Origin of the sequence: Bradyrhizobium acaciae (assembly GCF_020889785.1) — a bacterium.
Taxonomy (GTDB): domain Bacteria; phylum Pseudomonadota; class Alphaproteobacteria; order Rhizobiales; family Xanthobacteraceae; genus Bradyrhizobium; species Bradyrhizobium acaciae.
In genome coordinates, this window is the sequence record NZ_JACMYK010000063.1 from 1 (window position 1) to 23,825 (window position 23,825).

Below are 23,825 nucleotides of genomic sequence, written 5' to 3' on the forward strand. Positions count from 1 at the left end.
GCCCGGCGTGCCGCCGGCGCGGGTTGCGATCATCGGCGGCGGCGTCGTCGGCACCCACGCGGCGCGGATGGCCGCCGGGCTCGGCAGCGACGTCACCATCCTCGATCGATCATTGCCGCGGCTGCGCGCGCTCGACGATCTCTTCATCGGCCGCGTCCGCACCCGCTACGCCACGCTGGAGGCGATCGAGCAGGAAGTCTTTGCGGCTGACGTCGTGATCGGCGCGGTGCTGGTGCCTGGCGCCGCCGCACCAAAGCTGGTGTCGCGCGCACAACTCGCAGGCATGAAGCGCCGTGCGGTGCTGGTCGACGTCGCGATCGACCAGGGCGGCTGCTTCGAGACCTCGAAGGCGACCACGCACCAGGCGCCGACCTACCTGGTCGACGAGGTCGTGCATTATTGCGTCGCCAACATGCCGGGCGCGGTGCCGGTCACTTCGAGCCACGCGCTCAACCATGCGACGCTGCCGTTCGGCCTGGCGTTGGCCTCCAGGGGACTGCGCGCGCTGGTCGAGGATCCGCATCTGCGCGCCGGCCTCAACGTCCATCGCGGCCGCATCACCAACCGCGCGTCGCCGAGAGCCAGCATCTGTCGGCCGTGATGCCGGAGGAAGCGCTGGCGTCGTAGCATTTGCGACCCTTCGCAGCCTTTCCCACCGTCGTCCCGGCGAAAGCCGGGACCCATAGTCCGCGGCGGATGTTGTAGAGGATTCGTCGACACAGCTGAGCAAGACAATAGGCGTTCGTGGTTATGGGTCCCGGCTTTCGCCGGGACGACATTGAGCGTGTTGTGCCGTCGCGTAATCTGGATTGCGCGAAGTCTGTAGCCCGGAAGCAGCGAAGTGAAATCCGGGGCCGCCCTTTATGCTGAGGGACTGGCCCCGGATTGCGCTTCGCTCCATCCGAGCTACGGCTGTGTCATCCGCACGATGGGAAGTCACTTCTTAATGAATCCCGATCCGCCTTCATCGGTCAGTCCCTTCAGCCGGCTCTGCATGACTTCAATGATCTGCGCGCGCTTTGCCGCAATTCGCTCGATGGGGCCGCCGATGCCGATCGCGAGCGGAGCGCGTCGCTTCGGCAGGGGAACGAGCATGCCTATCGTGTTTGCGCCCGGCGTCGTGCGGCCGCCTGTCTCCGAGAAGCCGCGGCGGCGAATGCGCTCGACCTCCTCAAGAAAGACCGCTTCGCGAACGCGCGCCGGCTGACTGGGCTCCTCGGCGTTGTTGCGACGAATGATGCCGCGAATCTTGGTGTTCGGCATTTGGCTCAGCAGCACGTGTCCGAGCGCGGTCCGAACCATCGGTCGTATTTGACCGGCATGTGCGGTGTACTGAAGCTGGGAGCCGCCGGGGACAACGTGCAGATATCGCATCCCGGCCGCGCCGGCTTGTTGCCCGAGCATGACGGTTTCGCCGCCCGTTGCGGTCCAGAGCTCTTCCATCAGATCGGTGAGCTTTTTGTCACGGAACGGAGAACGACGGATCCAGTCACCCAGCAGATTGACCCGGTAGCTCGGCATGAAGCGCCGGGTCTTTCGCTCGTATTCGAGGTAGTTCAATTCAACGAGGCTGCGCAGCAACACGGACGTGCTCGATTGCGGCATCTCCAGCGCGGAAGATATTTCAGTCACGGAAGCGGCGCGCTTCGTTTCCCGAAAGAACTCCAGAACTGCAAACACCCGCATGGCCGATTTGACAATGGCCGTCTTATTCGCGTTCGGCATGGCTGTCTCCGCGGCGGGTCAGGTACCGGGCCTCCATCACATATGTGATGTTAGGCCGAAACTGCTTCACTTGACGACAACTTTGGCACAGATTGGTGTCAATAAGATCAAGTCGCATGGAAACGCAGAGAGCAGGGGAAGGCGGATGCCCGGCCGAAGTTTGCTCGAGAAGATCTGGGACCAGCACGTCATTGCCCGTTTGAGCGATGACACTGACCTCCTTCATATCGATCGCCATCTGCTGCACGATCTCGGCGGCTCGCGCGGCCTGCTCGATCTCAAGAGCCGTGGCCTCAAGGTTCACAATCCCGAGCTGACATTCGCGACGCCGGACCACGCGCTCTCGACGGCGCCCGGCCGCGCCGGAACCAGCAAGATCGGAATGGAATTGCTCGCCGCGCTGCGCGTCGAGACAGCGGCGAGCGGCATCAAATTGTTCGATGTCGATCAGCCCGGCCAGGGCATCGTCCATGTCATCGGGCCCGAGCTCGGCCTCAGCCTGCCGGGCGCGACCATCGTCTGCGGTGACAGCCACACCTGCACCCATGGCGGGCTCGGTGCGCTGGCGTTCGGCATCGGGTCGAGTGAGCTCACCCATGTGCTGGCGACGCAGGCGTTGATCCAGAAGCGTCCGAAGACGCTGCGCGTCCGCTTCGAGGGCAAGCTGCCGCTCGGCGTCACGGCCAAGGACATGATTCTGGCGCTGATCGGGCGCGTCGGCGCGCCGGCGGCACCGGATACGCAGTCGAATATGCCGGCAGTGCAATCCGCGCGCTACCGATCGAGGGAAGGCTGACGATCTGCAACCTCTCGATCGAACTCGGCGCCAAGATCGGCATGGTGGCGCCCGACGAAATGACCTTCGAATTCCTGCGCGGCCGTCCCTATGCGCCGCAAGGCGAGATGTGGGATCTGGCGGTCAAGGCTTGGCGCGATCTGCCGAGCGATCCCGACGCGGTGTTCGACCGCGAGGTCGTGATCGACGTCGAAAAGATCATCCCCCAGGTGACGTGGGGCATCAGCCCCGAGCACGTCGTCGGCGTCGATGGCATCATTCCCGATCCGAAGGCGGTGGATGATCCCGCACGCCGCGCCGCGATCGAGACCGCGCTCGAATATATGGGCCTGCAAGGCGGCGCGCCGATCGCCGGCACGCCGGTCGATTGGGTGTTCATCGGCTCCTGCACCAACAGCCGCTTAAGCGATCTCCGCGCCGCGGCCGAGGTCGCGCGCGGCCGCAAGGTCGCGGCCGGGGTCCGCGCCTGGGTGGTGCCGGGCTCGGAGAACGTCAAGCGCGAGGCGGTAGCCGAAGGGCTCGACAAGATCTTCATCGAGGCCGGCTTCGAATGGCGCGAGCCGGGCTGCTCGATGTGTCTTGCCGCCAATGGCGAGGTGGTGGCGCCCGGGCAGCGCTCGGTCTCGACCTCGAATCGCAATTTCGTCGGCCGGCAGGGGCCGCGTGCGCGGACGCATCTGGCGAGCCCCGCGAGCGCGGCAGCGTCGGCGATTGCCGGCGCGATCGCCGATGTCAGGATGATGGGACGCTGACGATGCCGAAACCGTTCGACAAGCTCACAGCAACCGCTGCGCCGATCATGCGCAGCAATATCGACACTGATGTGATCATCCGCATTGAGCGCCTGGTGGGCAACGGAATCCGCGGCACGCTCGGCAAATGGGCGTTCGGCTCGCTGCGCTACCTGGCCGACGGCTCGGAAAATCCGGATTTCATCCTCAACCGCGAACCCTACCGGGAGGCGGAGATCCTCGTCACTGGTCCGAATTTCGGCTGCGGCTCGTCGCGCGAGGGCGCGGTGTGGTCGCTGCAGGAACGTGGCATCCGCGCCATCATCGGCTCCGGCTTCGGCGACATCTTCTTCGCCAACTGCTTCCAGAACGGGATTTTGCCTGTCGTCGTCGACAAGGCGGTGGTCGATCAACTCGCCGCCGACATCGAGGCGACGCAGGGCGCGGGCAAGGTCTCGATCGACCTGGAGGCGCAGACCATCGTCTCGCCGTCGGGCGCGCGGCATGCGTTCGAGATCGACCCGCGGCGGCGCGAAGGGCTGTTGAAGGGGCTCGACGAGGTGGCGCTGACATTGCAGCGCGACGACGAGATCCACGCCTTCCAGGCTTCCGACCGCACCGCGCGGCCCTGGATTCACTCGACAAGGATATCTGCATGAGCACGCAATCCAACATGGTCAAGGTCGCCGTGGTCGGCGGCGAGGGCATCGGCCCCGAGGTCACCGCGCAGTCGCGCCGCGTGCTCGACTGGTTCTCGGCGAAGCGCAACGTGCCGATGACCTTGCGCGAGGCGCAATACGGCCTGATCCCGTATCTGGCGACCGGCAAGGTGCTGCCCGAGGATACCGCGGAGGCGATGGACGAGGCCGACGCCATCCTTTGGGGCGCGACCGGCGGGCCCGAGACCACCGAAGTGCCCGCAGCCGCGCGCAAGGCCGGCAGTCTGCTCGGGCTGCGCAGCAAATACGACCTCTACGCCAATCTGCGTCCGATCATGGCGAGCCCGGCGCTGTCGGCGTCTGCGCCGCTCAAGCCCGAGGTGCTCGACGGCGTCGATTTCGTCATCATCCGCGAATTGACCAGCGGCATCTATTTCGGCGAGCCGCGCGGCATCGAGACGTTGCCCGACGGCCAGCGCCGCGGCTTCAACACCGAGCAGTACACCACCAACCAGATCCGCCGCGTGGCGCGGTCGGCGTTCGAGCTGGCGCGGACCCGGCGCAACAAGGTGTGCTCGGTCGACAAGGCCAATGTGCTGGAGACCAGCGTGGTCTGGCGCGAGGAGGTGATCAGGCTGCACAAGGAGGAGTTCTCCGACGTCGAGCTGACCCATCTCTATGTCGACAACGCCGCGATGCAGATCGTGCGCGAGCCGCGGCAGTTCGACGTGATGGTGACAGGCAACATCTTCGGCGACATCCTGTCCGATTGCGCGGCGATGGCCTCGGGCTCGCTCGGCATGCTGCCGTCGGCCTCGCTCGGCCCGGTCGACCGCTTCGGTCGGCGCAAGGCGCTGTACGAGCCGGTGCACGGCAGCGCGCCCGACATCGCGGGCAAGGGCATCGCCAATCCGCTCGGCTCGATCCTCAGCGTCGCGATGCTGCTGCGGCTGACCTTGAACCGGCCCGAGGATGCGGACCTGCTGGAGCAGGCGGTGCAGACCGCGCTTGCTTCCGGCGCGCGGACCGCCGACATTGCGGAAGCTGGCGCGAGGAGGCTGTCGACCGTCCAGATGGGCGACGCGGTGCTCAGTGCGCTCGACAAGATATCGGCCAAGGAGCACGCGTGATGCCTGATGTCGCCATGCCCCACATTTCGCGGCGATCCGCCCTGACGGTGATCGCCGCGGGTGGCGCGGCGCTGGCGACAGGGCGGGCATGGGCGCAGGCGGCCGCGGGACGGGCGATCTATCCGGTCGCGGTGCCGGTCTATCAGACGCAGTTCGTCGCTGACCGTATCGGCTACTTCAAGGAGGCCGGGCTCGACTGCAAGCTGGTGCAGGGCGGCAGCGGCGTCAAGACCCGCGAGATCATCGCCTCGTCGCAGGGCGATATCGGGATCGGCGACGTCACCCACCCGATGCAGCTGACCAATCACGGCCGCGGCGGGCGCGTGCTGCTGCCGGTCGACACGCGATCGAACTCGGTGATGTTCATCCTGCGCAAGGATCTGAAGGACCAGGGCATCAACTCGCTGGAGGCCTTCACGCAGTGGAAGCGGCCCGACGGCCGCAAGCCGATCGTCTCGGTCTCCTCGCTCGGCGGCACCAACCATGTCTGGGCGTCCTACTACATGGAAACCATGGGGCTCGACGACAAGGTGACCTGGATCGGCACCGGCAATGTGGACACCATGCTGGGGTCGCTGAAGTCGAAGCAGGTCGATATCCTGGTCAGCTCGCTGTCGCTGCTCAACGAGGCGCAGCAGCAGGGCTGGGGCGAGTTGCTGTTCGACGGTACCGACGAGGCGATCTGGAACAAGCATATCGGCGGAAAGGTGCCGGTGACCGCGCATTTCACGCTGCAGGCCACCATCGACAAGGACCCGGCCAAGATGCAGGCCTACGTCACCGCGTTGTGGCGTGCGTCGCAATGGATCAAGGCGCACAAGCCGGCCGAGGTCTACGACGCCATCGAGCCCTATGTCGGCAGCACCTCGCGCGAAGCCAATCTGCTGGAGATCACGGCGATCCAGAAGGTCGCGGATTATGAGGGCATTGTCGACGCGGCGAGCTTCGCGCGCGGCGAAAAAGTTTGGTTCCGCGAGATGACCGGCATCAAGCCGCTCAAAATCGCGGATGTGGTCAACTCCAACCTCATCGAAGCGGCGCGAAAGGCCTATCCGGGTTGAGCACGCTCGAGACGAGCGCACCCGTTTCGCCGCGGGCCTCGGCCGATCGCCGCGTCGAGGTCAAAGGCCTGAGCAAGTCGTTCCAACTCGCCAGGACCACGATCGAGGCGGTGCGCGACGTCTCGTTCGACGTGCGCCGCGGCGAGTTCGTCGCGCTGCTTGGGCCGTCGGGCTCGGGCAAGAGCACGGTGCTCAACATGATCGCCTCGTTGATCCGCCCAACCGGCGGCGAGATTCTGATCGACGGCAAGCGGGTCGTGCCCGGCAAGGCGACGCCCAATGTCGGCTACGTCTTCCAGCGCGACACGCTGTTTCCGTGGCGGACCGTCGGCGACAATATCGGTTACGGGCTGGAGCTATCGGGTGTGCCGGCGCACGAACGGAGAGAGCGCATCGCCGAATGCGTCGCGCAGGCCGGCTTGAGGGGATTTGAGAACGCCTATCCGTCGGCGCTGTCGGGGGGCATGCGGCAGCGCGCGGCGCTGATGCGGACCCTGATCGTCGAGCCGCAGATCCTGCTGATGGACGAGCCGTTCGGCGCGCTCGACACCCACACCAAGATCGACATGCACGAGGTGCTGCTGCGGATCTGGGAGCGCGAGCAGCAGACGGTGTTGTTCGTGACCCATGATCTCGGCGAGGCGCTGACCTTGGCCGACCGCATCATCCTGTTCTCGGCGCGGCCGGGCCGGATCAAGGACATGTTCGAGGTCGATTTCGTGCGTCCGCGCGATGCGGTGAAGGTGCGCGAGACGGAGCATTATGCCGAACTGTTCCAGCACATCTGGCATTCGCTCGGCGAGGAATTCGTCAAGGGCCGCAGCGCATGAAAAGGTACAGCGCGCTCGGTACGGTCGGCTGGCAGGTCCTGATCTGCGCAATCGTGCTGTCGGTCTGGCAATGGGGCTACGATCTCCGCACCAGATTGCCGTGGCTGGTGCCCGATCTGCTCGACCCATATTTCATCTCGAAGCCGTCGATGATCTTCGACAACTTCCTGATCCAGAGCTGCCTGACTTCGAAGCTCGGCGCCTTCAACGGCTGGTTCAACGGCGATTTTGGAAAGTGCCTGGCGCGCAACGAGAACAATCTCTGGGCGGCGACCGCGATCACGCTGAAGAACACCTTCTTCGGCTTCGTCACCGGCGTGGTCTCCGGCTTCGTCGCCGGGCTGATCCTGGGGCGATCCGACCGGCTCAGTGCCATCTTCCAGCCTTTCATCACCGCGGTGAATTCGATCCCGCGGATCGCGCTGGCGCCGATCATCGTGCTGGCGTTCGGGATCGGCGACATGTCGAAGATCGTGACGTCCTGGATCGTTGTCGTCTTCCTGGTGTTCTTCAACACCTTCGAGGGCGCGCGCTCGATCGACGAAGGTTTTACCAATGCGGCGCGGCTGCTCGGCGCCAGCGAATGGCAGATCACCCGCACGGTCGTGATCCCCTCGACCATGGCCTGGGTGTTCGCGTCGCTGACGCCTGCGATCTCGTTCGCGCTGATCGGCGTCATCGTCGGTGAGTTCATCGGCGCCGAGCGCGGCATCGGCCGGCTCATCATCGAGTCCGAAGCGCGCGGTGAGGCCTCGGGGATGATGGTCGCCGTTGTGGTATTGATGCTGGTCGGCGTCGTGCTGTCGGCGATCATCTGGCGGCTGCAGGCCTATCTGCTGCGCTGGCAGCGGCAGCGCGGCGCCGAATAGGCGAGGCCCGCGGCTGCGTCGCATCTGCCGCCACGGGCCTTCATTCACGCTGCGGTTTGCGATGGCGAGGTCTTACCGTCGAGCCAATCCTGTTCGATTGCCAGCGCGCGCCACGCTGCTTCCATTCGCTTGAAGCGATTGTAGGTCGGCTCGTCGTCGGCGCGCTCGGCAAGCTGCGCGCAGTTCTCGGCATTGTCGAGGAAGTGCTGCGATTGCTTCATGGAACGTCCTCCTGTTGAGGAAGACGTGGGGCATCAAATCAGGCTATTCAACGCATGGAACATGAGCATTTCGCCACACACGTGAAGGCCTGTTCAGCGAAGTTCCACGCGCAATGTTCCGCATCAGCGCGTGAGCATCTGCATCATGATCGACATAGGAACGCTATGTCGCAGCCGACGTTCCCCCCTCGCGTCGCAACTGGAGGAGGAGAGACGTCATGAAAAAATATCTGTTCGCCGCGGTCATGGTGGCTGCGATCGCTTCGCCTGCGTTCGCCGATGAAATCGGTGTTCGTGCCGGTCCCGTCGGCGCCGGCGTGACGGTCGGCCAGGCGCCCGAGTATCGCGACCGCGATCGTGACCGCACCACCGTGATCAGGGAGCGCGAGCCGCGCCGCGACCGGACCACCGTCATCAAGAAGCAGGACGAGTTCGGTAACCGCAGCAAGACGGTCATCCATCACGATGACGACGACTAACAGCCGAAGCGCCGCGTGATCCAAGGTCCGCCGCGGTGCCATCGCGGCGGACTTTTGCTTGTGGGTTGATCGCGGCGTCCGATACGCGGAGAGGCAATGGCCGCTGAGACAGAGCTTAAATTTCGCGTTCCGCCGCGCAAGCTGAAGGCGTTGGAGAAGCCACGGATCGCGGGCAGCAAGAGCGGTGAGCCATCCGGGAGCGATCTGCTCTCGACTTATTTTGATACCGGGAAGTACAAGCTGAAGCGGCATGGACTGACGCTGCGGGTGCGCTGGGACGGCCACGACCATGTTCAGACGATCAAGTCCGGGGCAGGTCCACGGTTTGAACGCGGCGAGTGGGAGACCGGCCTCGCCGATGGCTCGCTCGATCTCGACAAGGCCGAAGGTACGCCGCTCGAGAGTCTCGCGTCAGGCAGGCTGCGCCACAAGCTGAAGCCGGTGTTCGAGACCTCGGTGCGGCGCATCACCGTGCCGCTGCGCACGAAGCGGAGCGAGATCGAGCTTGCGATCGATCGCGGGCAGGCCACGGCCGGTCATCGGTCCCGTCCGATCCAGGAGATCGAGCTCGAACTGAAGCGTGGACGGCTGCTTGATCTGTTCCGGATCGCCAGGGAGCTGGAGCGGCGGTCGGACGCCGAGCTCGACCTCCGCTCGAAGGCCGATCGCGGCTATGAGCTTGCCGGCGGCGAGCAGCATATCGCCGTCTCGGCCGAAAGTGTTGTGCTTGATTCCGAGTGCACAGCTGGCGAGGCCTTTCGGGTGATCGCGCGCTCGGCGCTGCGCCACTTCTCCTCGAATGTCGATGCGGTTCGCGAGGGCCACCCGGAAGGCATCCACCAGATGCGCGTCGGCCTGCGTCGGCTGCGGGCGGCGATTTCGCTGTTCTCCAAGATATTGTCCAGGGCTTCGACTGAAGACGTCAAGGGCGAGCTGAAGTGGCTGACCGGCGCACTTGCGCCGGCGCGCGAACTCGACGTCTTCGTCAAGGAAGAGATCGAGCCCGCAACGCACGATGTGCTGCTGCGACGGGGCGGCCGGGCGATCCGCCAGGAGTTCTCCGGCCGCCGCGATCAGGCTTTCGCGCAGGCGCGGCAGGCGGTCGATTCGCCGCGCTACCGGAATTTGCTGATCGGCACGCTGCAATGGATAGCAACGAACCAAACCATTGCTGCGGCGGATGAGGGGGGCCCGATCGGCAAATTCGCCGTCGCGCTGCTGCATCGCCGCATCAAGAAGCTGCGCAAGGAGGGGCGGCGCCTCGATCAACTATCAGCCCGGCAGCGGCACAAGGTGCGCATCAGGGCCAAGAAGATCAGATACGCGATCGATTTCTTCGAAAGCCTGTTCGATGGCAAGCGCGAGCGGAAGCTGCTTGCGCGGTTGTCCCGGCATCTGAAGCGGGTTCAGGACGCGCTTGGTTCGCTCAATGATTTCGTTGCGCATCGCAAGCTCGCCGTTGACGCGGCGCTGAAGGCTCCGCATCGCAAGGAGCGCGCTCGTGCCTTTGCCTCTGGCGTTGTGCTCGGCCGCGAGGAACAGACGGTCAAGCCATTGATGAAAATCGCTGCAAAGGAAGTGCGCGGACTTGCGAAGTTTTGACGATCGCGTGCCGGCGAATTCCGGGCATCTATGCCGGCGGGGGTGCTGCCAATTGCCTCTCCTGCTCGGCCGCTGCGATCTGGTTGCGGCATTCTTCAGCGTAGGCCCGCAGACGCTCGACGGTGACTTGGTCCATGCCGGTGCGCGCCAGGCGCTCGGCACGGTCGGCCTGATCCTTGAGGTTGCGGGTTGTCCGGCTCATGGTTGCCTCCATGCCCAGACAATTTGAATCGAATTGCGGCGTTCCCCGGCCTCTGGAGGCGTGGCTAACGGACGGTTAATCGGCGTTACGGGCCTGCCTTAGGTCACCGGCGCGGGATTGAACAGCGTCAGGTCGTTGTGGATGCCCCAGCGGTCCGACCACGGCTTGGTTTTTCCGCTGGCGACGTCGAGGATCAGGCGGAACAGGTCCCAGCCGGTCTCCTCGATCGTCTTCTGGCCGGTCGCGATGCAGCCGGCGTCGAAATCGATCAGGTCCTTCCAGCGCCGTGCCAGTTCGCTGCGGGTCGCGACCTTGATGACGGGCGCGGCGGCCAGGCCATAGGGCGTGCCGCGGCCGGTGGTGAAGACTTGCAGCGTCATGCCGGAGGCGAGCTGCAAGGTGCCGCAGATGAAGTCGCTCGCCGGCGTCGCCGCGAACAGCATGCCCTTCTGCCGCGCCTTCTCGCCCGGCGACAGCACGCCTGCGATCGGCCCGGAGCCTGACTTGACGATCGAGCCGAGGGACTTTTCGACGATGTTGGCGAGGCCGCCCTTCTTGTTGCCGGGCGTGGTGTTGGCGCTGCGGTCGGCGCCGCCGCGGGCCAGATACGCGTCATACCAGGCCATCTCGCGGATCAGCGCGCGGCCGACGTCCTCGTTGACGGCGCGGCGGGTCAGCAGCTGGATCGCGTCGCGCACCTCGGTCACTTCGGAGAACATCACGGTGGCACCGGCGCGCACCAAAAGGTCGGCGGCGAAACCAACCGCGGGGTTGGCGGTGACGCCGGAGAACGCATCGCTGCCGCCGCATTGCAGGCCGATCACGAGATCGGCGGCCGGGCAGGTCTCGCGCGTGCGGGCGTTGAGCACCTTCAGGCGGGCCTCGGCCTGGGTCATGATGGCATCGACGATGGCGCCGAAGCCGTCGAAGGCTTCGTCCTGCATCCGCACGATGGCATCGCTGACACCTTCCGGCACCAGCCGCTCGGGCGCAAGCTTCTCGCAGCCGAGTCCTACGACCAGGATCTCGCCGCCGAAATTCGGATTGAGCGCGAGGTTTTGCAGGGTACGGATCGGGACCACAGCATCGGGCGCCGTGATCGCGACGCCGCAGCCATAGGCATGCGTCAGCGGCACGACGTCGTCGACATTGGGATATTTCGGCAGGAGCTCGGCGCGGATGCGCCTGACCGCATATTTCATCGTGCCCTTGACGCATTGCACGGACGAAGAGATGCCGAGGATGTTCTTGGTGCCGACCGAGCCGTCGGGATTGCGGAAGCCCTCGAAGGTGAAGCCTTCGAGCGGCGGCAGCGCCGGCGGCACCGCGGTCGCGATCTCGAGCTGATCGAGCGGCGGTGCGTCCGGCATGCGGATGCGCGCCTCGTCGACCCATTCGCCGGCCAGGATCGGCGACAGCGCATGGCCGATCACCTCGCCGTAGCGGACGATCGGCGCGCCTTCGGCGATATCTTCCAGCGCGGTCTTGTGGCCCTGCGGCACGAAAGCGCGCAAGGTCAGGCCGCAGGCGAAGCGGGAGCCTTTGGGCAGGCCGAAATCATTCACGACGATCGCGACGTTGTCGCGTTCGTTGAGCTTGATGTAGCGGGGCTGCTCCTGCGCGCCGATCGACTGGTCCATGTATGGCGCTCCTCAAGAGTAATGAGAGTTTGGCGCACCGTGGCGCGGCGCAGGTTTACCTCTCCCCATCGGGGAGAGGTCGGCGCGAAGCGCCGGGTGAGGGGGAACAGGTCCCACGAGAGAGCGTAACCCCTCACCCGGAACGCATCTGACGATGCGTTCCGGCCTCTCCCACAAGGGGAGAGGCGGGGACTTCCGTCGTGGCGATGGTCGCAACCTCATGATCAACCCGGGAACGTGTAAGCCGTCTTCACCGTGGTGTAGAACTCGCGGGCATAGGCGCCCTGTTCGCGCGCGCCGTAGCTCGAGCCTTTGCGGCCGCCGAACGGCACGTGGTAGTCGACGCCGGCGGTCGGCAGGTTGACCATCACCATGCCGGCCTCGCTGTTGCGCTTGTAGTGCGAGGCGTATTTCAGGCTTGTGGTGCAGATGCCCGAGGCGAGGCCGAATTCGGTGTCGTTGGAGATCGCGAGCGCCTCCTCATAGTCCTTGGCGCGGATCACGCAGGCGACCGGCCCGAAGATTTCCTCGCGCGCGATCCGCATCTGGTTGGTCGTCTCGGTGAACAGCGCCGGCTGCAGATAGAAGCCGGGCGTTTCGCGGTTCAAGAGCTCGCCGCCCCAGTGCAGGCGGGCGCCTTCGTCCTGGCCGATCTTGATGTAGCGGAGGTCCTGGTCGAGCTGGCTCTGGTCGACGACGGGGCCGACATGCACGCCGCTCTTCAACGCGTCGTCTACCGAAAGTCCCTTCATGCGCTCGGTCATCGCCGCGACGAAGCGGTCGTGAATCCCTGCGGTGACGATCAGGCGCGACGACGCCGTGCAGCGCTGGCCGGTCGAGAAATAGGCGCCGTTGACGGCGACTTCGACCGCGACCTTGACGTCGGCGTCGTCGAGCACGACCAGCGGGTTCTTGCCGCCCATTTCGAGCTGGAACTTCTTCATGGGATTGGAGAGCACGCAGGCCTGCGCGATCTTGCGGCCGGTCTGCACCGAGCCGGTGAACGAAATCGCGGCAACGTCGGGATGATCCAGCAGGGTCTGGCCCACCACCGAGCCCGAGCCGACCACGAGGTTGAACACGCCGGCGGGAATGCCGGAGCGCGCGATGATCTCGGACAGCGCATGCGCCGAGCCCGGCACCAGCTCGGCCGGCTTGAACACCACGGAATTGCCGTAGCAGAGCGCCGGCGCGATCTTCCAGGCCGGGATCGCGATCGGGAAATTCCACGGCGTGATCATGCCGATGACGCCGACCGGCTCGCGGGTGATCTCGACATCGAGACCGGGGCGCACTGACGCACCCTTCTCGCCCATCAGCCGCAACGCTTCACCGGCGAAGAACGCGAAGATCTGCCCGGCGCGCGCCACCTCTCCGATACCCTCGGGGAGCGTCTTGCCTTCCTCGCGGGCGAGCAGGCGGCCGAGCTCTTCCTTGCGGGCGAGGATTTCGACGGAAATCTTGGTCAGCGCGTCAAAGCGCTCCTGCGGCGTCGAACGCGCCCAGGCCGGGAAGGCGGCCTTCGCCGCGGCGATCGCCTTTTCGGTCTGCGCCTTGTCGGCCTTGGCGTATTCGCCGACCACATCCTTGGTGTTGGAGGGGTTGATGTCCCGCGTGATGCCCGTTCCGTCGATCCATTCGCCGGCGATGAAGTTCTTCTGGTGAGCGGTCATGTTTCTCTCCAACCTTTCTTGCTTGTTAGCGCACGAGGCAGGGACGCTTGTCGTCGAAGGTCCAGCCGGGAATCAGGAACTGCATGGCCAGCGCGTCGTCGCGGGCGCCGAGACCATGCTGCTTGTATAGCGCGTTCGCCGCCTCGATGGCACCGCGATCGAGCTCGATGCCGAGGCCGGGACGGTCCGGGATCGCGATCTTGCCGCCCTTGATCTGCAGAGGCTCCCTGGTCAACGCCTGGCCGTCCTGCCAGATCCAGTGGGTATCGATCGCGGTCACCTTGCCGGGCGCGGCGGCGCCGACATGGGTGAACATCGCCAGCGAAATGTCGAAATGGTTGTTGGAGTGCGAACCCCAGGTCAGCCCGTTGTCGCGGCAGGTCTGCGCCACCCGCACCGAGCCCTGCATGGTCCAGAAATGCGGATCGGCGAGCGGAATGTCGACCGCCCCTAAGCGCAGCGCGTGGCTGAGCTGGCGCCAGTCGGTCGCGATCATGTTGGTGGCGGTCGGTAAGCCCGTGGCGCGGCGGAACTCGGCCATGATCTCGCGGCCGGAGAAGCCCGCCTCGGCGCCGCAGGGATCCTCGGCGTAAGCGAGCACGCCGTGCATGTTGCTGCACAGCCGGATCGCCTCGTCGAGCGACCAGGCGCCGTTCGGGTCGAGCGTGACGCGCGCTTTCGGAAAGCGCTTTGCAATGGCGGTGACGGCCTCGATCTCCTGTTCGCCCGCGAGCACGCCACCCTTGAGCTTGAAATCGGCGAAGCCGTAATGCGCCTGTGTCGCTTCGGCGAGGCGCACGATCGCCTCCGGCGTCATCGCCACCTGATGGCGCAGGTTGAACCAGTCGGGCTTGCCGGTCTCGCCCTCGACGTAAGGCAGGCTGGTCTTGCTGCGGTCGCCGACGAAGAAGAGATAGCCGAGCGTCTCGACGCTGGCGCGCTGCTGGCCTTCGCCGAGCAGCGCTGCGACCGGCAGATCGAGATGCTGGCCGAGCAGATCGAGCAGCGCAGATTCCACCGCGGTCACCGCGTGGATGGTGACGCGGAGGTCAAAGGTCTGCTTGCCGCGGCCGCCGGCGTCGCGGTCGGCGAAAGTCTGGCGCATCGACGCCAGGATGTTGTTGCAGGCGCCGATGGTCTGGCCGACGACGAGGTCGCGGGCGTCCTCCAGCGTCTTCCTGATCTTCTCGCCGCCCGGCACCTCGCCGACGCCGGTATGGCCGGAGTTGTCTGTGAGGATGACGAGGTTGCGGGTGAAGAACGGCGCGTGTGCGCCGCTCAGATTGAGGAGCATGCCGTCGCGGCCGGCGACCGGGATCACCTCCATCGCCGTGACGACGGGGGCGCCGGCAAAGCCGGTGCGGATCGTGTCTTGAATCATCTGCTCCTCCGTTGGTGCTTTTCCATCCGGTCTATTCTGCCGCCTGCCGGGTCGCGGCCTGCGGCAGCTTCGCCACCAGCGCCGCGAGCTCGGCGATCTCCGGCTCGGTGAGATCGGTCAGCGGCGGGCGCACCGGGCCGGAATCGCGGCCGATCACCTTCATGCCGGCCTTGATGATCGACACCGCGTAGCCCTTCTTGCGGTTGCGTATCGCGATCAGCGGCAGGATGAAATCCTTCAGTCCTGCTTGGATCGTCTGATGGTCGCGCCGGCGCACCGCGGCATAGAACCTGGTGGCGAATTCCGGCACGAAATTGAACACCGCCGACGAGTACGTCGTCACGCCCATGTCGAGATAGGGCAGGGCGAAGGTTTCCGCGGTCGGCAGGCCGCCGATATAGGTCAGGCGGTCGCCGAGCCTGGTGTAAACCCGGGTCATGAGCTCGATGTCGCCGATGCCGTCCTTGTAGCCGACGAGGTTCGGGCAGCGCTCGCAGAGCCGCGCCAGCGTGTCGGGCTGCAGGATCGCATTGTCGCGGTTGTAGACGATGACGCCGATCTTGACCGACGCACAGATAGCCTCGACATGGGCGGCGAGGCCGTCCTGTTCGGCATGCGTCAGATAGGGCGGCAGCAGCAGCAGGCCGTCGGCGCCGGCCTTTTCGGCGCCGATCGCGATCTCGCGCGCAATCGCGGTGCCGTAGCCGGTGCCGGCCAGCACCGGAACGCGGCCCTTGGTCTCGTCGACCGCGATCTTCACGACGTGGGGAACTTCAGCCGGCGTCAGCGAGAAGAACTCGCCGGTGCCGCCGGCGGCGAACAGGCCGGCGACCTCGTAGCCACACAGCCAGTCCATGTTGGCGCGATAGGTCGCCTCGTCGAACGAGTAATCCGCGTTGAACGGGGTCACGGGGAAGGACAGGAGGCCGCCACCGATTCTCGCGGCCATCTCCTGAGGGGTCATCTTGCTCATGGCGCCACTCCTTGAATGTTTCTGGGATAAGGGATGCGCGAGCAGCGCGCGTCCATGGCGGAGTTTCTAGGAAATGCTTCGATGCGCGTCCAAGCCAAACGCGGTATCGAGCGATGCGCAATCTGCATCAATCGCCGCGCAGATGCGGGGCGGCGATTTCGGTTGCGATCTCGATCAGTGACGGCAGCAACTGGTTCTCGTGATCGCGTCGCCACACCATGAACAGCTCGACCGGCACCGGCGTGCGCAGCTTCAGCGGCTTCAGCCGGACGTCCGCGATCTTCAGGCTGGCAGCGGCCTCCGGCACGATGGCGACGCCGAGCCCGGCGCGCACCATCGCGAGGATTGAGTGGATCTGGCTGAGATGCTGCACATAGCGCGGCAGCACGTCGGCGCGGGTGAACAGCGACACCAAGAGATCGTGGAAGTAGCGTGCCTCATAGGGCGAGTACATCACGAAGGGCTGGTCGTCGAAATCCTTGATGCTGACGGTCTCGACTGTTGCCAGCGGATGCTTCTTCGGGACCGCGGCGAGCAGCGGCTCGGCCACGACGCGCCGGCTGGCGAATTCCGGCCGCGCGATCGGCGGGCGCAGCAGGCCGACATCGATCTGGCCTGTCGTGAGCGCCTCGAACTGTTCGCCGGAGACCATCTCCTTCAGCGAGAAATCCACTTCGGGCAGGCGGGAGCGAGCGGCTGCGATCAGGTCGGGCAGGAAGCCGTAGGCCGCCGCCGCCGTGAAGCCGATCTTGAGCGAGCCGGTCTTGCCGAGCGCGATGCGGCGGGCGACTTGAGACGCGGATTCCGCGAGCTTGAGGATGCGTCGAGCTTCGGGCAAGAAGCTGCGTCCTGCCGGCGTCAGCCGCACCGAACGGCTGGTGCGTTCGAGCAGCGGTGCATCGATGATGTGCTCGAGCACCTGGATCTGCCGGCTCAGCGGCGGCTGCGTCATGTTGAGCCGCGCCGCGGCGCGGCCGAAGTGCAATTCCTCGGCCACCGTGACGAAACAGCGGAGCTGGTTCAGGTCGAACATCGATGCCAGCCTGGAATGGATCGCTTTAGGATTTGTCCGTTCTAGCATCGATGCCTCCCACTGGCCAAGAAGACAAACAAGACGAAGACGGCGGCCGCAGCCGCCGTTTGGTTTTCTGCTCCCTCTCCCCGTTCTTACGGGAAGGGTTGGGGTGAGGGGCTCTCTCTGCGCAACGGCCGCCTCGATGTGCACGCGCGATCCGAACGAGTCGGAAGGACTGTCTCTGCGGAGACGTGTTGCTTCGCCCCTCACCCGAAATTCGCTGCGCGAATTTCGACCTCTCCCCGCGGAAGGGCGGGGAGAGGTGAAGCGCGTTCAGGCCGCCTTCAGCTGCACCCGCTTGATCTCGCCGACGATGAAGAGGTAGGCGATCGCCGCGACCAGCGCGTTGGCGCCGACGAACACCAGCGCGCCGTTGAACGAGCCGGTGGCGGCGAGGATGTAGCCGATGATGATCGGCGTCGTGATCGAGGACAGATTGCCGAAGGTGTTGAACAAGCCGCCGGAGACGCCGCCGGCTTCCTTCGGCGAGGTGTCCGAGACCACGGCCCAGCCGAGCGCGCCGATGCCCTTGCCGAAGAAGGCCAGCGCCATGAAGCCGACCACCAGTGCCTGGCCGTCGACGTAGTTGCAGGCGATGATCGACATCGATAGCAGCATGCCGCCGACGATCGGGATCTTGCGCGCCATGGTCAGCGAGCCGGTGCGGCGCAGCAGATAGTCCGAAATCACGCCGCCGAGCACGCCGCCGATGAAGCCGCACAGCGCCGGCAAGGTCGCGACGAAGCCGGCCTGCAGGATCGAGAGTCCGCGCTCCTTCACCAGATAGACCGGGAACCAGGTCAGGAAGAAGTAGGTCAGGGTGTTGATGCAGTACTGACCGACATAGATGCCGAACATCATGCGGTTGGCGAGCAACTGGCGGATGTGCTCCCAGCGCGGGCCGCTGTCCTGCGCCTTGCCATCCTTCGCCGCGTCCATGTCGACCAGCGCGCCGCCCTCTTTGATGTAGTCGAACTCGGCCTCGTTGATCCCAGGATGGTCCTTCGGCTCGTAGATCGTCTTGATCCAGGCGATGCCCATGATGATGCCGAGCCCGCCCATCACGTAGAACACGTGGCGCCAGCCATACTCATGAGCGATCCAGCCCATCAGCGGCGCGAAGATTACGGTTGCGAAATACTGCCCGGAATTGAAGAAGGCCGATGCGGTGCCGCGCTCATTGCCGGGGAACCAGGAGGCGACGATGCGGGCGTTGGCCGGGAATGACGGCGCCTCGGCGATGCCGACCAGGAAGCGCAGTCCGAACAGTAGGATCACGGCCGTGCCCGCGGAGAGGAACCCGACCAGGCCCTGCATCGCGGTGAAGATTGACCAGACGATGATGCTGATCGCGTAGACCCATTTGGAGCCGTAACGGTCGAGCAGCCAGCCGCACGGCACCTGGGCGATCACATAGGACCAGCCGAAGGCCGAGAATACGTAACCCATCGCGATCGGGTCGAGATGCAGTTCCCTGGAAAGGGACGCGCCGGCGATCGAGAGCGTGGCGCGATCGGCATAGTTCACGGTGGTGACGAGAAACAGCATCGTCACGATCAACAGCCGGACGCGGGATCGCCGCGCATCCGTGGCGGACACAATTGCGCTCATTCGCGCCTCCTTGGAAATTTCCTCGGGGTCTGTCCTAGAGAGATGACGACAATGGGTCCAAGCCGAAACGGGTATTGATCCATACCGATTTTGAATGGATCGGCCCGGTGTCATTCCACCTTTGCCGCTCTTGCGTCGTCTGCTAATTAGTGTACTATTCGTACAGTTAATGAGGGTGCAGCGTCGTGCCTGGCTGCTCGAGGTCGAAAGCGCATGACCCCGTCACGCGATTATGAGGTGTTCGAGGCAGGTCCAGTGACCTTGCAGGGCGGCGCCGTGTTTCCGCAGCTCAGGCTTGCCTATCAGACCTACGGCACGCTGAACGCGGCCAGGGACAACGTCATCCTCTATCCGACGTCGTTCGCCGCGCAGCACTATGACATCGAATGGCTGGTACAGCCGGGCGGGGCGCTCGATCCCGCGCGTTACTTCATCGTTATCGCGAACCTGTTCGGCAACGGGCTGTCGTCATCGCCCTCGAATTCGGCCGAGGTGCTCGGCGGTGCGCCGTTTCCGGCCTTTACGTATCACGATGCGGTCGCCATCCAGCGTCGGCTGCTGGTCGAGCGGTTCGGCGTGACCAGGCTCGCGCTGGTCTACGGCTGGTCGATGGGCGGCATGCAGGCCTATCACTGGGCCGCGCGCTATCCTGACATGGTGGAGCGCGCGGCGGTGGTTTGCGGCAGCGCAAGGTGCTCGCCTTACAACCATGTGTTTCTGGAAGCTGTGAAGGCTGCACTGACCGCCGATCCGGCCTACCGGGATGGCCGCTTCGTCAGCAAGCCTGCGGCGGGCCTGCGCGCGATGGGACGCGTCTATGCCGGCTGGGCGATGTCGCATGAATTCTATCGCGAGGAAGTCTGGCACAAGGCCGGCTTCAACTCGCTGGAAGACTATCTCGCGGGATCATGGGACGGCGCCTTCGCGCGGCGTGATGCGAATGACCTGCTGGCGCAGGTTGCAATCTGGCAGGCCGGCGACGTCAGCCGCTGCGATGAATTCGGTGACGACTTCGACCGCGCGCTGGCGGCGATCAAGGCACACATGCTGCTGATGCCCGGTCGTACCGATCGCTATTTCGATCCACGCGACAATGAGGACGAGCTCGGCCGCCTGGTCAACGCGCGATCCGCCGCGCTGCACGCGATCCCCTCGATCCACGGCCACCGCGCCGGCAATCCGATCAACAATGCCGAAGACCGCGCCTTCATCAACGCCGAAATCTCGGCGCTGCTGCAACGCTGACAAATGAGACCGCCATGAGCACCGCAGAGACCAGTGATGCCGGACCCCGCCTGAAGCCGCTCAGCCCGCTGATCCTCCGCGATCTGTCGACCAAGTCGAACCTAGCCGGCGCGGTGCGCGCGGCAAGCCATTACGGGATGATCCTGATCGGCGGCGCGCTGATCTGGCTGGTGTCGTCGCGCTATGGCCTGCCATGGGCACTGCCCCTGATCGCGGTGCAGGGCTACTTCGTCGCGTTCTTGTTCATGGTGGTGCATGAGACCGCACACAAGACCGCGTTCCGCAGTCCTGCGCTCAACCTTGTGGTCGGCAATCTCTCAGCCTTCATGATCGGGTTGCCCTATCAGTACTACTGCCTGTTTCACTGGGACCATCATCGCTACACCCAGGATCCGGAGAAGGACCCGGAACTGATCGTCGGTCCGAAGCCCGCGTCGGACACGCAGTTGGCGATCGCCTATTCGGGGCTGTTGCAGGTCTTGGTCCGTATCCGGCTGATGATGCGGCATGCACTCACCGGGAAGGTGGCCGTGCCGTGGATTCCGGAACACAAGCGCGCGGCGATCGTGCGGGAAGCGAGACTCTATCTCACAGGCTACCTGCTGCTGCTGGCGGCATCGCTCGCGCTGCACAGTGCGATATTGCTGTGGGTGTGGATCGTGCCGCTGCTGGCCGGTCAGCTCATCCTGCGTCCGTATCTCTATGCCGAGCATACCGGTTGCGAGCGGACGCGGAGCGCGTTCGAGAATACGCGTACCACGATGACCGGCCGGATCATGAAATGGTTCGCCTGGAACATGCCTTACCATGTCGAGCACCATGCCTATCCCACGGTGCCGTTCCATGCGCTTCCGAGGCTGAATGCCATCGTCGATGGCCACATCGTGTATCGCGGCAGTAACTACCGCGCCGTGACGCGCGAGACCTGGGCCTGGTTTCGCCGACAGCGGCAGCGCGCGTGATGGTTCAGGCGTCGGCGCGCGGCCGCAGCACCAGATTGACGAGATTGCGGGCATAGGCCGGCGTCAGCGGCTTGATGCCGAAGACATAGCGATAGAACAGGCTGCCATAGATCGCGTCATAGATGTCGCCGGGCACGCCCGGCGCGCCGATGCTGCCGTCCTTCTGGCCGGCGGCGATGATCTCCAGCATCCTGCTGCGGCGCAGGCCGAGGTAACGCTCGTAGAACAATTCCGCCGTGCCGGTCTGCGAGATGCACTCCGAGATCACCGCGAGTTGTACCCGCCCGAATTCACCCTGCAACGCTTCGACATAGGTCGTGACATGGCGGCGGATGCGGGCCACCGGATTGCCCGCCTCGGGCAGCGGCACCGCGCGCGAGGCCTGGTCGAGGAAAGCATCGATCAGCAAGGCTTCGCGCGACGGCCACCATTTGTAGATCGTCATCTTCGAGACGTTGGAATGTTTGGCGATCGCGTCGATGGTGGTGGCGGCGAGGCCGGTAGTCGCCATCAGCGTATAGGCGCTTTGCAGGATCGCGGCCGTGGTCGCGGCGGAGCGCGGCCGGCCCCGCCGTCCCGTCGTCGCATCCTCGGTCTCCGCCTTGCTGCCCGCCATGGCCGGAATTTTTGTCCTGCGTCTTTGAATCATTGCGTTGCATGCGGACATAGCATGAAATCGCGCTTGGTTTCAGATCGTCGCTGCCGCTGATACTGTGCAATTCGCCAGCGAAGTCTCAGCTCAACTGCTCATCGATCAGGAGTGTCCCGTGAAGGCCGTCTACAGTGATCTGCACCGCAGCCATGATCCGCAATTCTTCCTGGTCCGCGGTGTGATCCAGCGCACCACCGAGCAGCCCGAGCGCGCCGACCGCCTGCTGGCGGGCCTGAAGGCCGGCAAGCATACGCTGATCGAGCCGACCAGGTTCGGGCAGGGTCCACGGGCGCGCGTCCACAGTCCGGAATATCTGAGCTTCCTCGCGGGAGCCTGGGACGAATGGTCGGCGCTCGGCAATGCCGGACCGGAGATGATCGCGAACATGCATCCGGTGCGCAACGCCGGGACATACCCCACCCATATCGTCGGCAAGCTCGGCTGGCACACGGTCGACACCGCCGCCCCGATCGGTCCCGGCACCTGGGCAGGCGCCTGTGCCTCGAGCGATGTCGCGGTCACCGCGGCGCAGATGGTGCTCGACGGCGAGGACGCCGTCTACGCGCTGTGCCGTCCGCCCGGTCACCACGCCTATCGCGATCTCGCCGGCGGCTTCTGCTTCCTCAACAACAGCGCGATCGCGGCCGAACATCTGCGCCAGAAGCACGAGCGCGTCGCGATCCTCGACGTCGACGTGCACCACGGCAACGGCACGCAGGGCATCTTCTATGAGCGGCCAGACGTCTTCACCGTCTCGATCCACGCCGATCCGTCGTTCTTCTACCCGTTCGTCTGGGGCTATGCGCATGAGCGGGGCGCCGGGTCCGGCCTCGGCACCAATCTCAACATTCCCCTGGCCAAGGGCACCGGTGACGACGAGTACATGACGGCGCTCACGGCAGCGGAGCGGGCGATTCGTTCGTTCGCGCCGACCGCGCTCGTGGTCGCGCTCGGTCTCGACGCCTCCGAGAAGGACCCGCTCGCAGGTCTCGCCGTCACCACCGACGGCTTCCGCCGGATCGGCGAGGGGCTGGCCCGGTTCGGACTGCCGACGGTGCTGGTGCAGGAAGGCGGCTATCTTTCCGACATCCTCGGCGTCAATCTGACGGCGGTGCTCGGTGGATTCGAAGCCGCGCGCTAGCGCGGTTCGAGCGAGGCCGTGACCGGCTTCGAGCGAAGAAATCACGGCAAAACAATAGCCTGGAGCATCGATTTCGATGGGTCAGAACCGATGCCCCGGCTGCGCGCCGCACAACAACGCGTGGCGGAGTTGCGTGTCTGCAACCAAACCCGGATCATGCCGTTGGTATTCGGCGCCGGCTTATGATCTCGCCTGGCGGCATCGGCCGGCCGGACGGGCAGCAACGCGAGGACGGCCATGAGCGACCTGCTTCGCATCGCCATCGTCGGTTTCGGCGAGATCGCGTGCCGGCAGCACGTGCCTGCAATCGCGAAGACATCCGGCGCCGCACTCGTCGCGGTGGTCGATCCCGCCAAAACCCCGCCTGGCCTGCCGCACTTCCGCGATTTGCAGGAGTTGTTGCGTGACGGACCGGAGATCGATGCTGTCGCGCTGTGCACGCCACCGCAGTTGCGCCATGCGCTGGCCGCTGCCGCGCTCGCCGCAGGCAAGCATGTGCTGCTGGAGAAGCCGCCGGGATCCACGTTGAGCGAACTCGCGCCGTTGATCGCTGCCGCGCAAGAGGCGAAGCGGACATTGTTCGCGGCATGGCACTCGCGCTATGCGCCCGCGATCGGGCCGGCGCGGAAACTGCTCGCGAGCCGGACCATCAACAAGGTGACCATCGTCTGGAAGGAAGACGTCCGCGTCTGGCATCCCGGTCAGGCCTGGATCTTCGAAGCCGGCGGTTTCGGCGTGTTCGATCCCGGCATCAACGCGCTCTCGATCCTGACCGAAATCCTGCCGCAACAGGTGTTTGTCAGGAGCGCGGTGTTGGACTTTCCCGCCAATCGCGAGGCGCCGATTGCAGCGGACCTCGAACTGTCCGATGAGGACGGTTTGCCGATCCGCGCCGAATTCGATTTTCGCCAGACCGGGCCGCCGAGCTGGGACATTGTGTGTGAGACCGAGGCCGGGCCTGTGACGCTGTCGAAAGGCGGAAGGCAGCTGCGTGATGGCAACAGGTTGGTGGTCGATGCCACCGATGAAGAATATCCCGCACTGTACCGCCGCTTTGTCGCGCTGACGTCGGAAGGAAAATCCGACGTCGACCTCGCGCCCTTGCGGCTGGTCGCCGATAGCTTCATGCTGGGGCGACGGCGCCTCGTCGAGGCGTTCGAGGACTGA

Annotated in this window: 23 protein-coding genes and 1 pseudogene; 14 read left to right on the plus strand and 10 right to left on the minus strand. The window is 65.1% G+C overall.

Annotated features, from left to right (window positions below; genetic code table 11):
• On the plus strand, positions 1-601 hold a 601-nt coding region (locus H8A92_RS22650), incomplete at its 5' end, for an alanine dehydrogenase (protein WP_229197818.1).
• Between the two features lie 335 nt (positions 602-936).
• Here the strand turns inward: H8A92_RS22650 and H8A92_RS22655 are convergent.
• Positions 937-1,725 (minus strand): IclR family transcriptional regulator, encoded by a 789-nt coding sequence (locus H8A92_RS22655; protein WP_229197819.1) that lies wholly within the window; start codon positions 1,723-1,725, stop codon positions 937-939.
• A 145-nt stretch (positions 1,726-1,870) separates the two neighbouring features.
• On the opposite strand from H8A92_RS22655, the pseudogene leuC reads away from it, so the two are divergent.
• From leuC to H8A92_RS22685, 6 genes and pseudogenes are all read left to right on the plus strand, one after another.
• Positions 1,871-3,273 (plus strand): annotated as a pseudogene (gene leuC / locus H8A92_RS22660) (3-isopropylmalate dehydratase large subunit).
• Positions 3,274-3,275: 2 nt separating this feature from the next.
• The gene (leuD, locus tag H8A92_RS22665) at positions 3,276-3,911 is read left to right on the plus strand and encodes a 3-isopropylmalate dehydratase small subunit (RefSeq protein ID WP_229197820.1); all 636 of its coding nucleotides are present in this window, start codon (positions 3,276-3,278) and stop codon (positions 3,909-3,911) included.
• Positions 3,908-5,041, plus strand: a complete 1,134-nt coding sequence (gene leuB / locus H8A92_RS22670) for a 3-isopropylmalate dehydrogenase (RefSeq protein ID WP_229197821.1) — start codon at positions 3,908-3,910, stop codon at positions 5,039-5,041. The genes leuD and leuB overlap by 4 nt, the downstream gene beginning before the upstream one ends.
• Complete coding sequence (locus tag H8A92_RS22675) at positions 5,041-6,102, plus strand: ABC transporter substrate-binding protein (protein ID WP_229197822.1); 1,062 nt, start codon at positions 5,041-5,043, stop codon at positions 6,100-6,102. The genes leuB and H8A92_RS22675 overlap by 1 nt, the downstream gene beginning before the upstream one ends.
• Positions 6,099-6,932, plus strand: a complete 834-nt coding sequence (locus H8A92_RS22680) for an ABC transporter ATP-binding protein (RefSeq protein ID WP_229197823.1) — start codon at positions 6,099-6,101, stop codon at positions 6,930-6,932. Before H8A92_RS22675 ends, H8A92_RS22680 begins: the two co-directional genes overlap by 4 nt.
• Entirely contained in the window at positions 6,929-7,801 is an 873-nt protein-coding gene (locus H8A92_RS22685; protein WP_229197824.1) for an ABC transporter permease, read from the plus strand. Before H8A92_RS22680 ends, H8A92_RS22685 begins: the two co-directional genes overlap by 4 nt.
• A gap of 44 nt (positions 7,802-7,845) precedes the next feature.
• Here H8A92_RS22685 and H8A92_RS22690 read toward each other — a convergent pair whose 3' ends face one another.
• Positions 7,846-8,022 (minus strand): hypothetical protein, encoded by a 177-nt coding sequence (locus tag H8A92_RS22690; RefSeq protein ID WP_229197825.1) that lies wholly within the window; start codon positions 8,020-8,022, stop codon positions 7,846-7,848.
• 218 nt (positions 8,023-8,240) lie between these two features.
• Between H8A92_RS22690 and H8A92_RS22695 the strand changes: the two genes are divergently transcribed.
• Positions 8,241-8,501 (plus strand): hypothetical protein, encoded by a 261-nt coding sequence (locus tag H8A92_RS22695; RefSeq protein ID WP_229197826.1) that lies wholly within the window; start codon positions 8,241-8,243, stop codon positions 8,499-8,501.
• Between the two features lie 96 nt (positions 8,502-8,597).
• Positions 8,598-10,103: a CYTH and CHAD domain-containing protein gene (locus H8A92_RS22700; RefSeq protein ID WP_229197827.1), complete on the plus strand. Its 1,506-nt coding sequence runs from the start codon at positions 8,598-8,600 to the stop codon at positions 10,101-10,103.
• A 28-nt stretch (positions 10,104-10,131) separates the two neighbouring features.
• Here H8A92_RS22700 and H8A92_RS22705 read toward each other — a convergent pair whose 3' ends face one another.
• The 7 genes from H8A92_RS22705 to H8A92_RS22735 all read right to left on the minus strand — a co-directional run bounded on the left by H8A92_RS22705 (position 10,132) and on the right by H8A92_RS22735 (position 18,658).
• Positions 10,132-10,305: a hypothetical protein gene (locus H8A92_RS22705; protein ID WP_229197828.1), complete on the minus strand. Its 174-nt coding sequence runs from the start codon at positions 10,303-10,305 to the stop codon at positions 10,132-10,134.
• Between the two features lie 98 nt (positions 10,306-10,403).
• Complete coding sequence (garD, locus tag H8A92_RS22710) at positions 10,404-11,945, minus strand: galactarate dehydratase (RefSeq protein ID WP_229197829.1); 1,542 nt, start codon at positions 11,943-11,945, stop codon at positions 10,404-10,406.
• 224 nt (positions 11,946-12,169) lie between these two features.
• Positions 12,170-13,618, minus strand: a complete 1,449-nt coding sequence (locus H8A92_RS22715) for an aldehyde dehydrogenase family protein (protein WP_229197830.1) — start codon at positions 13,616-13,618, stop codon at positions 12,170-12,172.
• A 25-nt stretch (positions 13,619-13,643) separates the two neighbouring features.
• On the minus strand, positions 13,644-14,999 hold the full coding sequence (gudD, locus tag H8A92_RS22720) for a glucarate dehydratase (protein WP_229197831.1): 1,356 nt from the start codon (positions 14,997-14,999) through the stop codon (positions 13,644-13,646).
• A gap of 31 nt (positions 15,000-15,030) precedes the next feature.
• On the minus strand, positions 15,031-15,972 hold the full coding sequence (kdgD, locus tag H8A92_RS22725; RefSeq protein ID WP_229197832.1) for a 5-dehydro-4-deoxyglucarate dehydratase: 942 nt from the start codon (positions 15,970-15,972) through the stop codon (positions 15,031-15,033).
• 127 nt (positions 15,973-16,099) lie between these two features.
• A complete protein-coding gene (locus H8A92_RS22730; RefSeq protein WP_229197855.1) occupies positions 16,100-17,005 on the minus strand; it encodes a LysR family transcriptional regulator in 906 nt (301 codons plus the stop codon).
• Between the two features lie 315 nt (positions 17,006-17,320).
• Positions 17,321-18,658, minus strand: a complete 1,338-nt coding sequence (locus tag H8A92_RS22735) for an MFS transporter (RefSeq protein WP_229197833.1) — start codon at positions 18,656-18,658, stop codon at positions 17,321-17,323.
• A gap of 213 nt (positions 18,659-18,871) precedes the next feature.
• On the opposite strand from H8A92_RS22735, the gene H8A92_RS22740 reads away from it, so the two are divergent.
• Together H8A92_RS22740 and H8A92_RS22745 are read left to right on the plus strand one after the other, a co-directional pair.
• Positions 18,872-19,903, plus strand: a complete 1,032-nt coding sequence (locus tag H8A92_RS22740; protein WP_229197834.1) for an alpha/beta fold hydrolase — start codon at positions 18,872-18,874, stop codon at positions 19,901-19,903.
• 14 nt (positions 19,904-19,917) lie between these two features.
• Positions 19,918-20,865, plus strand: a complete 948-nt coding sequence (locus H8A92_RS22745) for a fatty acid desaturase (RefSeq protein WP_229197835.1) — start codon at positions 19,918-19,920, stop codon at positions 20,863-20,865.
• A 4-nt stretch (positions 20,866-20,869) separates the two neighbouring features.
• Here H8A92_RS22745 and H8A92_RS22750 read toward each other — a convergent pair whose 3' ends face one another.
• Positions 20,870-21,481 carry a TetR/AcrR family transcriptional regulator gene (locus tag H8A92_RS22750; protein ID WP_229197836.1) on the minus strand — a complete coding sequence of 204 codons (612 nt, stop codon included), beginning with the start codon at positions 21,479-21,481 and terminating at the stop codon, positions 20,870-20,872.
• 151 nt (positions 21,482-21,632) lie between these two features.
• On the opposite strand from H8A92_RS22750, the gene H8A92_RS22755 reads away from it, so the two are divergent.
• The 3 genes from H8A92_RS22755 to H8A92_RS22765 are packed head-to-tail and all read left to right on the plus strand — an operon-like array spanning position 21,633 to position 23,825.
• On the plus strand, positions 21,633-22,658 hold the full coding sequence (locus H8A92_RS22755) for a histone deacetylase family protein (RefSeq protein WP_229197837.1): 1,026 nt from the start codon (positions 21,633-21,635) through the stop codon (positions 22,656-22,658).
• Positions 22,659-22,676: 18 nt separating this feature from the next.
• Positions 22,677-22,844, plus strand: coding sequence for a hypothetical protein (locus tag H8A92_RS22760; RefSeq protein ID WP_229197838.1), 168 nt, complete (start codon positions 22,677-22,679; stop codon positions 22,842-22,844).
• A gap of 51 nt (positions 22,845-22,895) precedes the next feature.
• The gene (locus tag H8A92_RS22765) at positions 22,896-23,825 is read left to right on the plus strand and encodes a Gfo/Idh/MocA family protein (RefSeq protein ID WP_229197839.1); all 930 of its coding nucleotides are present in this window, start codon (positions 22,896-22,898) and stop codon (positions 23,823-23,825) included.

What these genes read in the sequence shown, in the direction of transcription:
- H8A92_RS22655 (WP_229197819.1), bottom strand. Translation starts at nt 1,725, where the DNA reads ATGCCGAACGCGAATAAGACGGCCATTGTCAAATCGGCCATGCGGGTG.
- leuD (WP_229197820.1), top strand. Translation starts at nt 3,276, where the DNA reads ATGCCGAAACCGTTCGACAAGCTCACAGCAACCGCTGCGCCGATCATG.
- leuB (WP_229197821.1), top strand. Translation starts at nt 3,908, where the DNA reads ATGAGCACGCAATCCAACATGGTCAAGGTCGCCGTGGTCGGCGGCGAG.
- H8A92_RS22675 (WP_229197822.1), top strand. Translation starts at nt 5,041, where the DNA reads ATGCCTGATGTCGCCATGCCCCACATTTCGCGGCGATCCGCCCTGACG.
- H8A92_RS22685 (WP_229197824.1), top strand. Translation starts at nt 6,929, where the DNA reads ATGAAAAGGTACAGCGCGCTCGGTACGGTCGGCTGGCAGGTCCTGATC.
- H8A92_RS22690 (WP_229197825.1), bottom strand. Translation starts at nt 8,022, where the DNA reads ATGAAGCAATCGCAGCACTTCCTCGACAATGCCGAGAACTGCGCGCAG.
- H8A92_RS22695 (WP_229197826.1), top strand. Translation starts at nt 8,241, where the DNA reads ATGAAAAAATATCTGTTCGCCGCGGTCATGGTGGCTGCGATCGCTTCG.
- H8A92_RS22700 (WP_229197827.1), top strand. Translation starts at nt 8,598, where the DNA reads ATGGCCGCTGAGACAGAGCTTAAATTTCGCGTTCCGCCGCGCAAGCTG.
- H8A92_RS22705 (WP_229197828.1), bottom strand. Translation starts at nt 10,305, where the DNA reads ATGAGCCGGACAACCCGCAACCTCAAGGATCAGGCCGACCGTGCCGAG.
- garD (WP_229197829.1), bottom strand. Translation starts at nt 11,945, where the DNA reads ATGGACCAGTCGATCGGCGCGCAGGAGCAGCCCCGCTACATCAAGCTC.
- H8A92_RS22715 (WP_229197830.1), bottom strand. Translation starts at nt 13,618, where the DNA reads ATGACCGCTCACCAGAAGAACTTCATCGCCGGCGAATGGATCGACGGA.
- gudD (WP_229197831.1), bottom strand. Translation starts at nt 14,999, where the DNA reads ATGATTCAAGACACGATCCGCACCGGCTTTGCCGGCGCCCCCGTCGTC.
- kdgD (WP_229197832.1), bottom strand. Translation starts at nt 15,972, where the DNA reads ATGAGCAAGATGACCCCTCAGGAGATGGCCGCGAGAATCGGTGGCGGC.
- H8A92_RS22730 (WP_229197855.1), bottom strand. Translation starts at nt 17,005, where the DNA reads ATGTTCGACCTGAACCAGCTCCGCTGTTTCGTCACGGTGGCCGAGGAA.
- H8A92_RS22735 (WP_229197833.1), bottom strand. Translation starts at nt 18,658, where the DNA reads ATGAGCGCAATTGTGTCCGCCACGGATGCGCGGCGATCCCGCGTCCGG.
- H8A92_RS22740 (WP_229197834.1), top strand. Translation starts at nt 18,872, where the DNA reads ATGACCCCGTCACGCGATTATGAGGTGTTCGAGGCAGGTCCAGTGACC.
- H8A92_RS22745 (WP_229197835.1), top strand. Translation starts at nt 19,918, where the DNA reads ATGAGCACCGCAGAGACCAGTGATGCCGGACCCCGCCTGAAGCCGCTC.
- H8A92_RS22750 (WP_229197836.1), bottom strand. Translation starts at nt 21,481, where the DNA reads ATGGCGGGCAGCAAGGCGGAGACCGAGGATGCGACGACGGGACGGCGG.
- H8A92_RS22765 (WP_229197839.1), top strand. Translation starts at nt 22,896, where the DNA reads ATGAGCGACCTGCTTCGCATCGCCATCGTCGGTTTCGGCGAGATCGCG.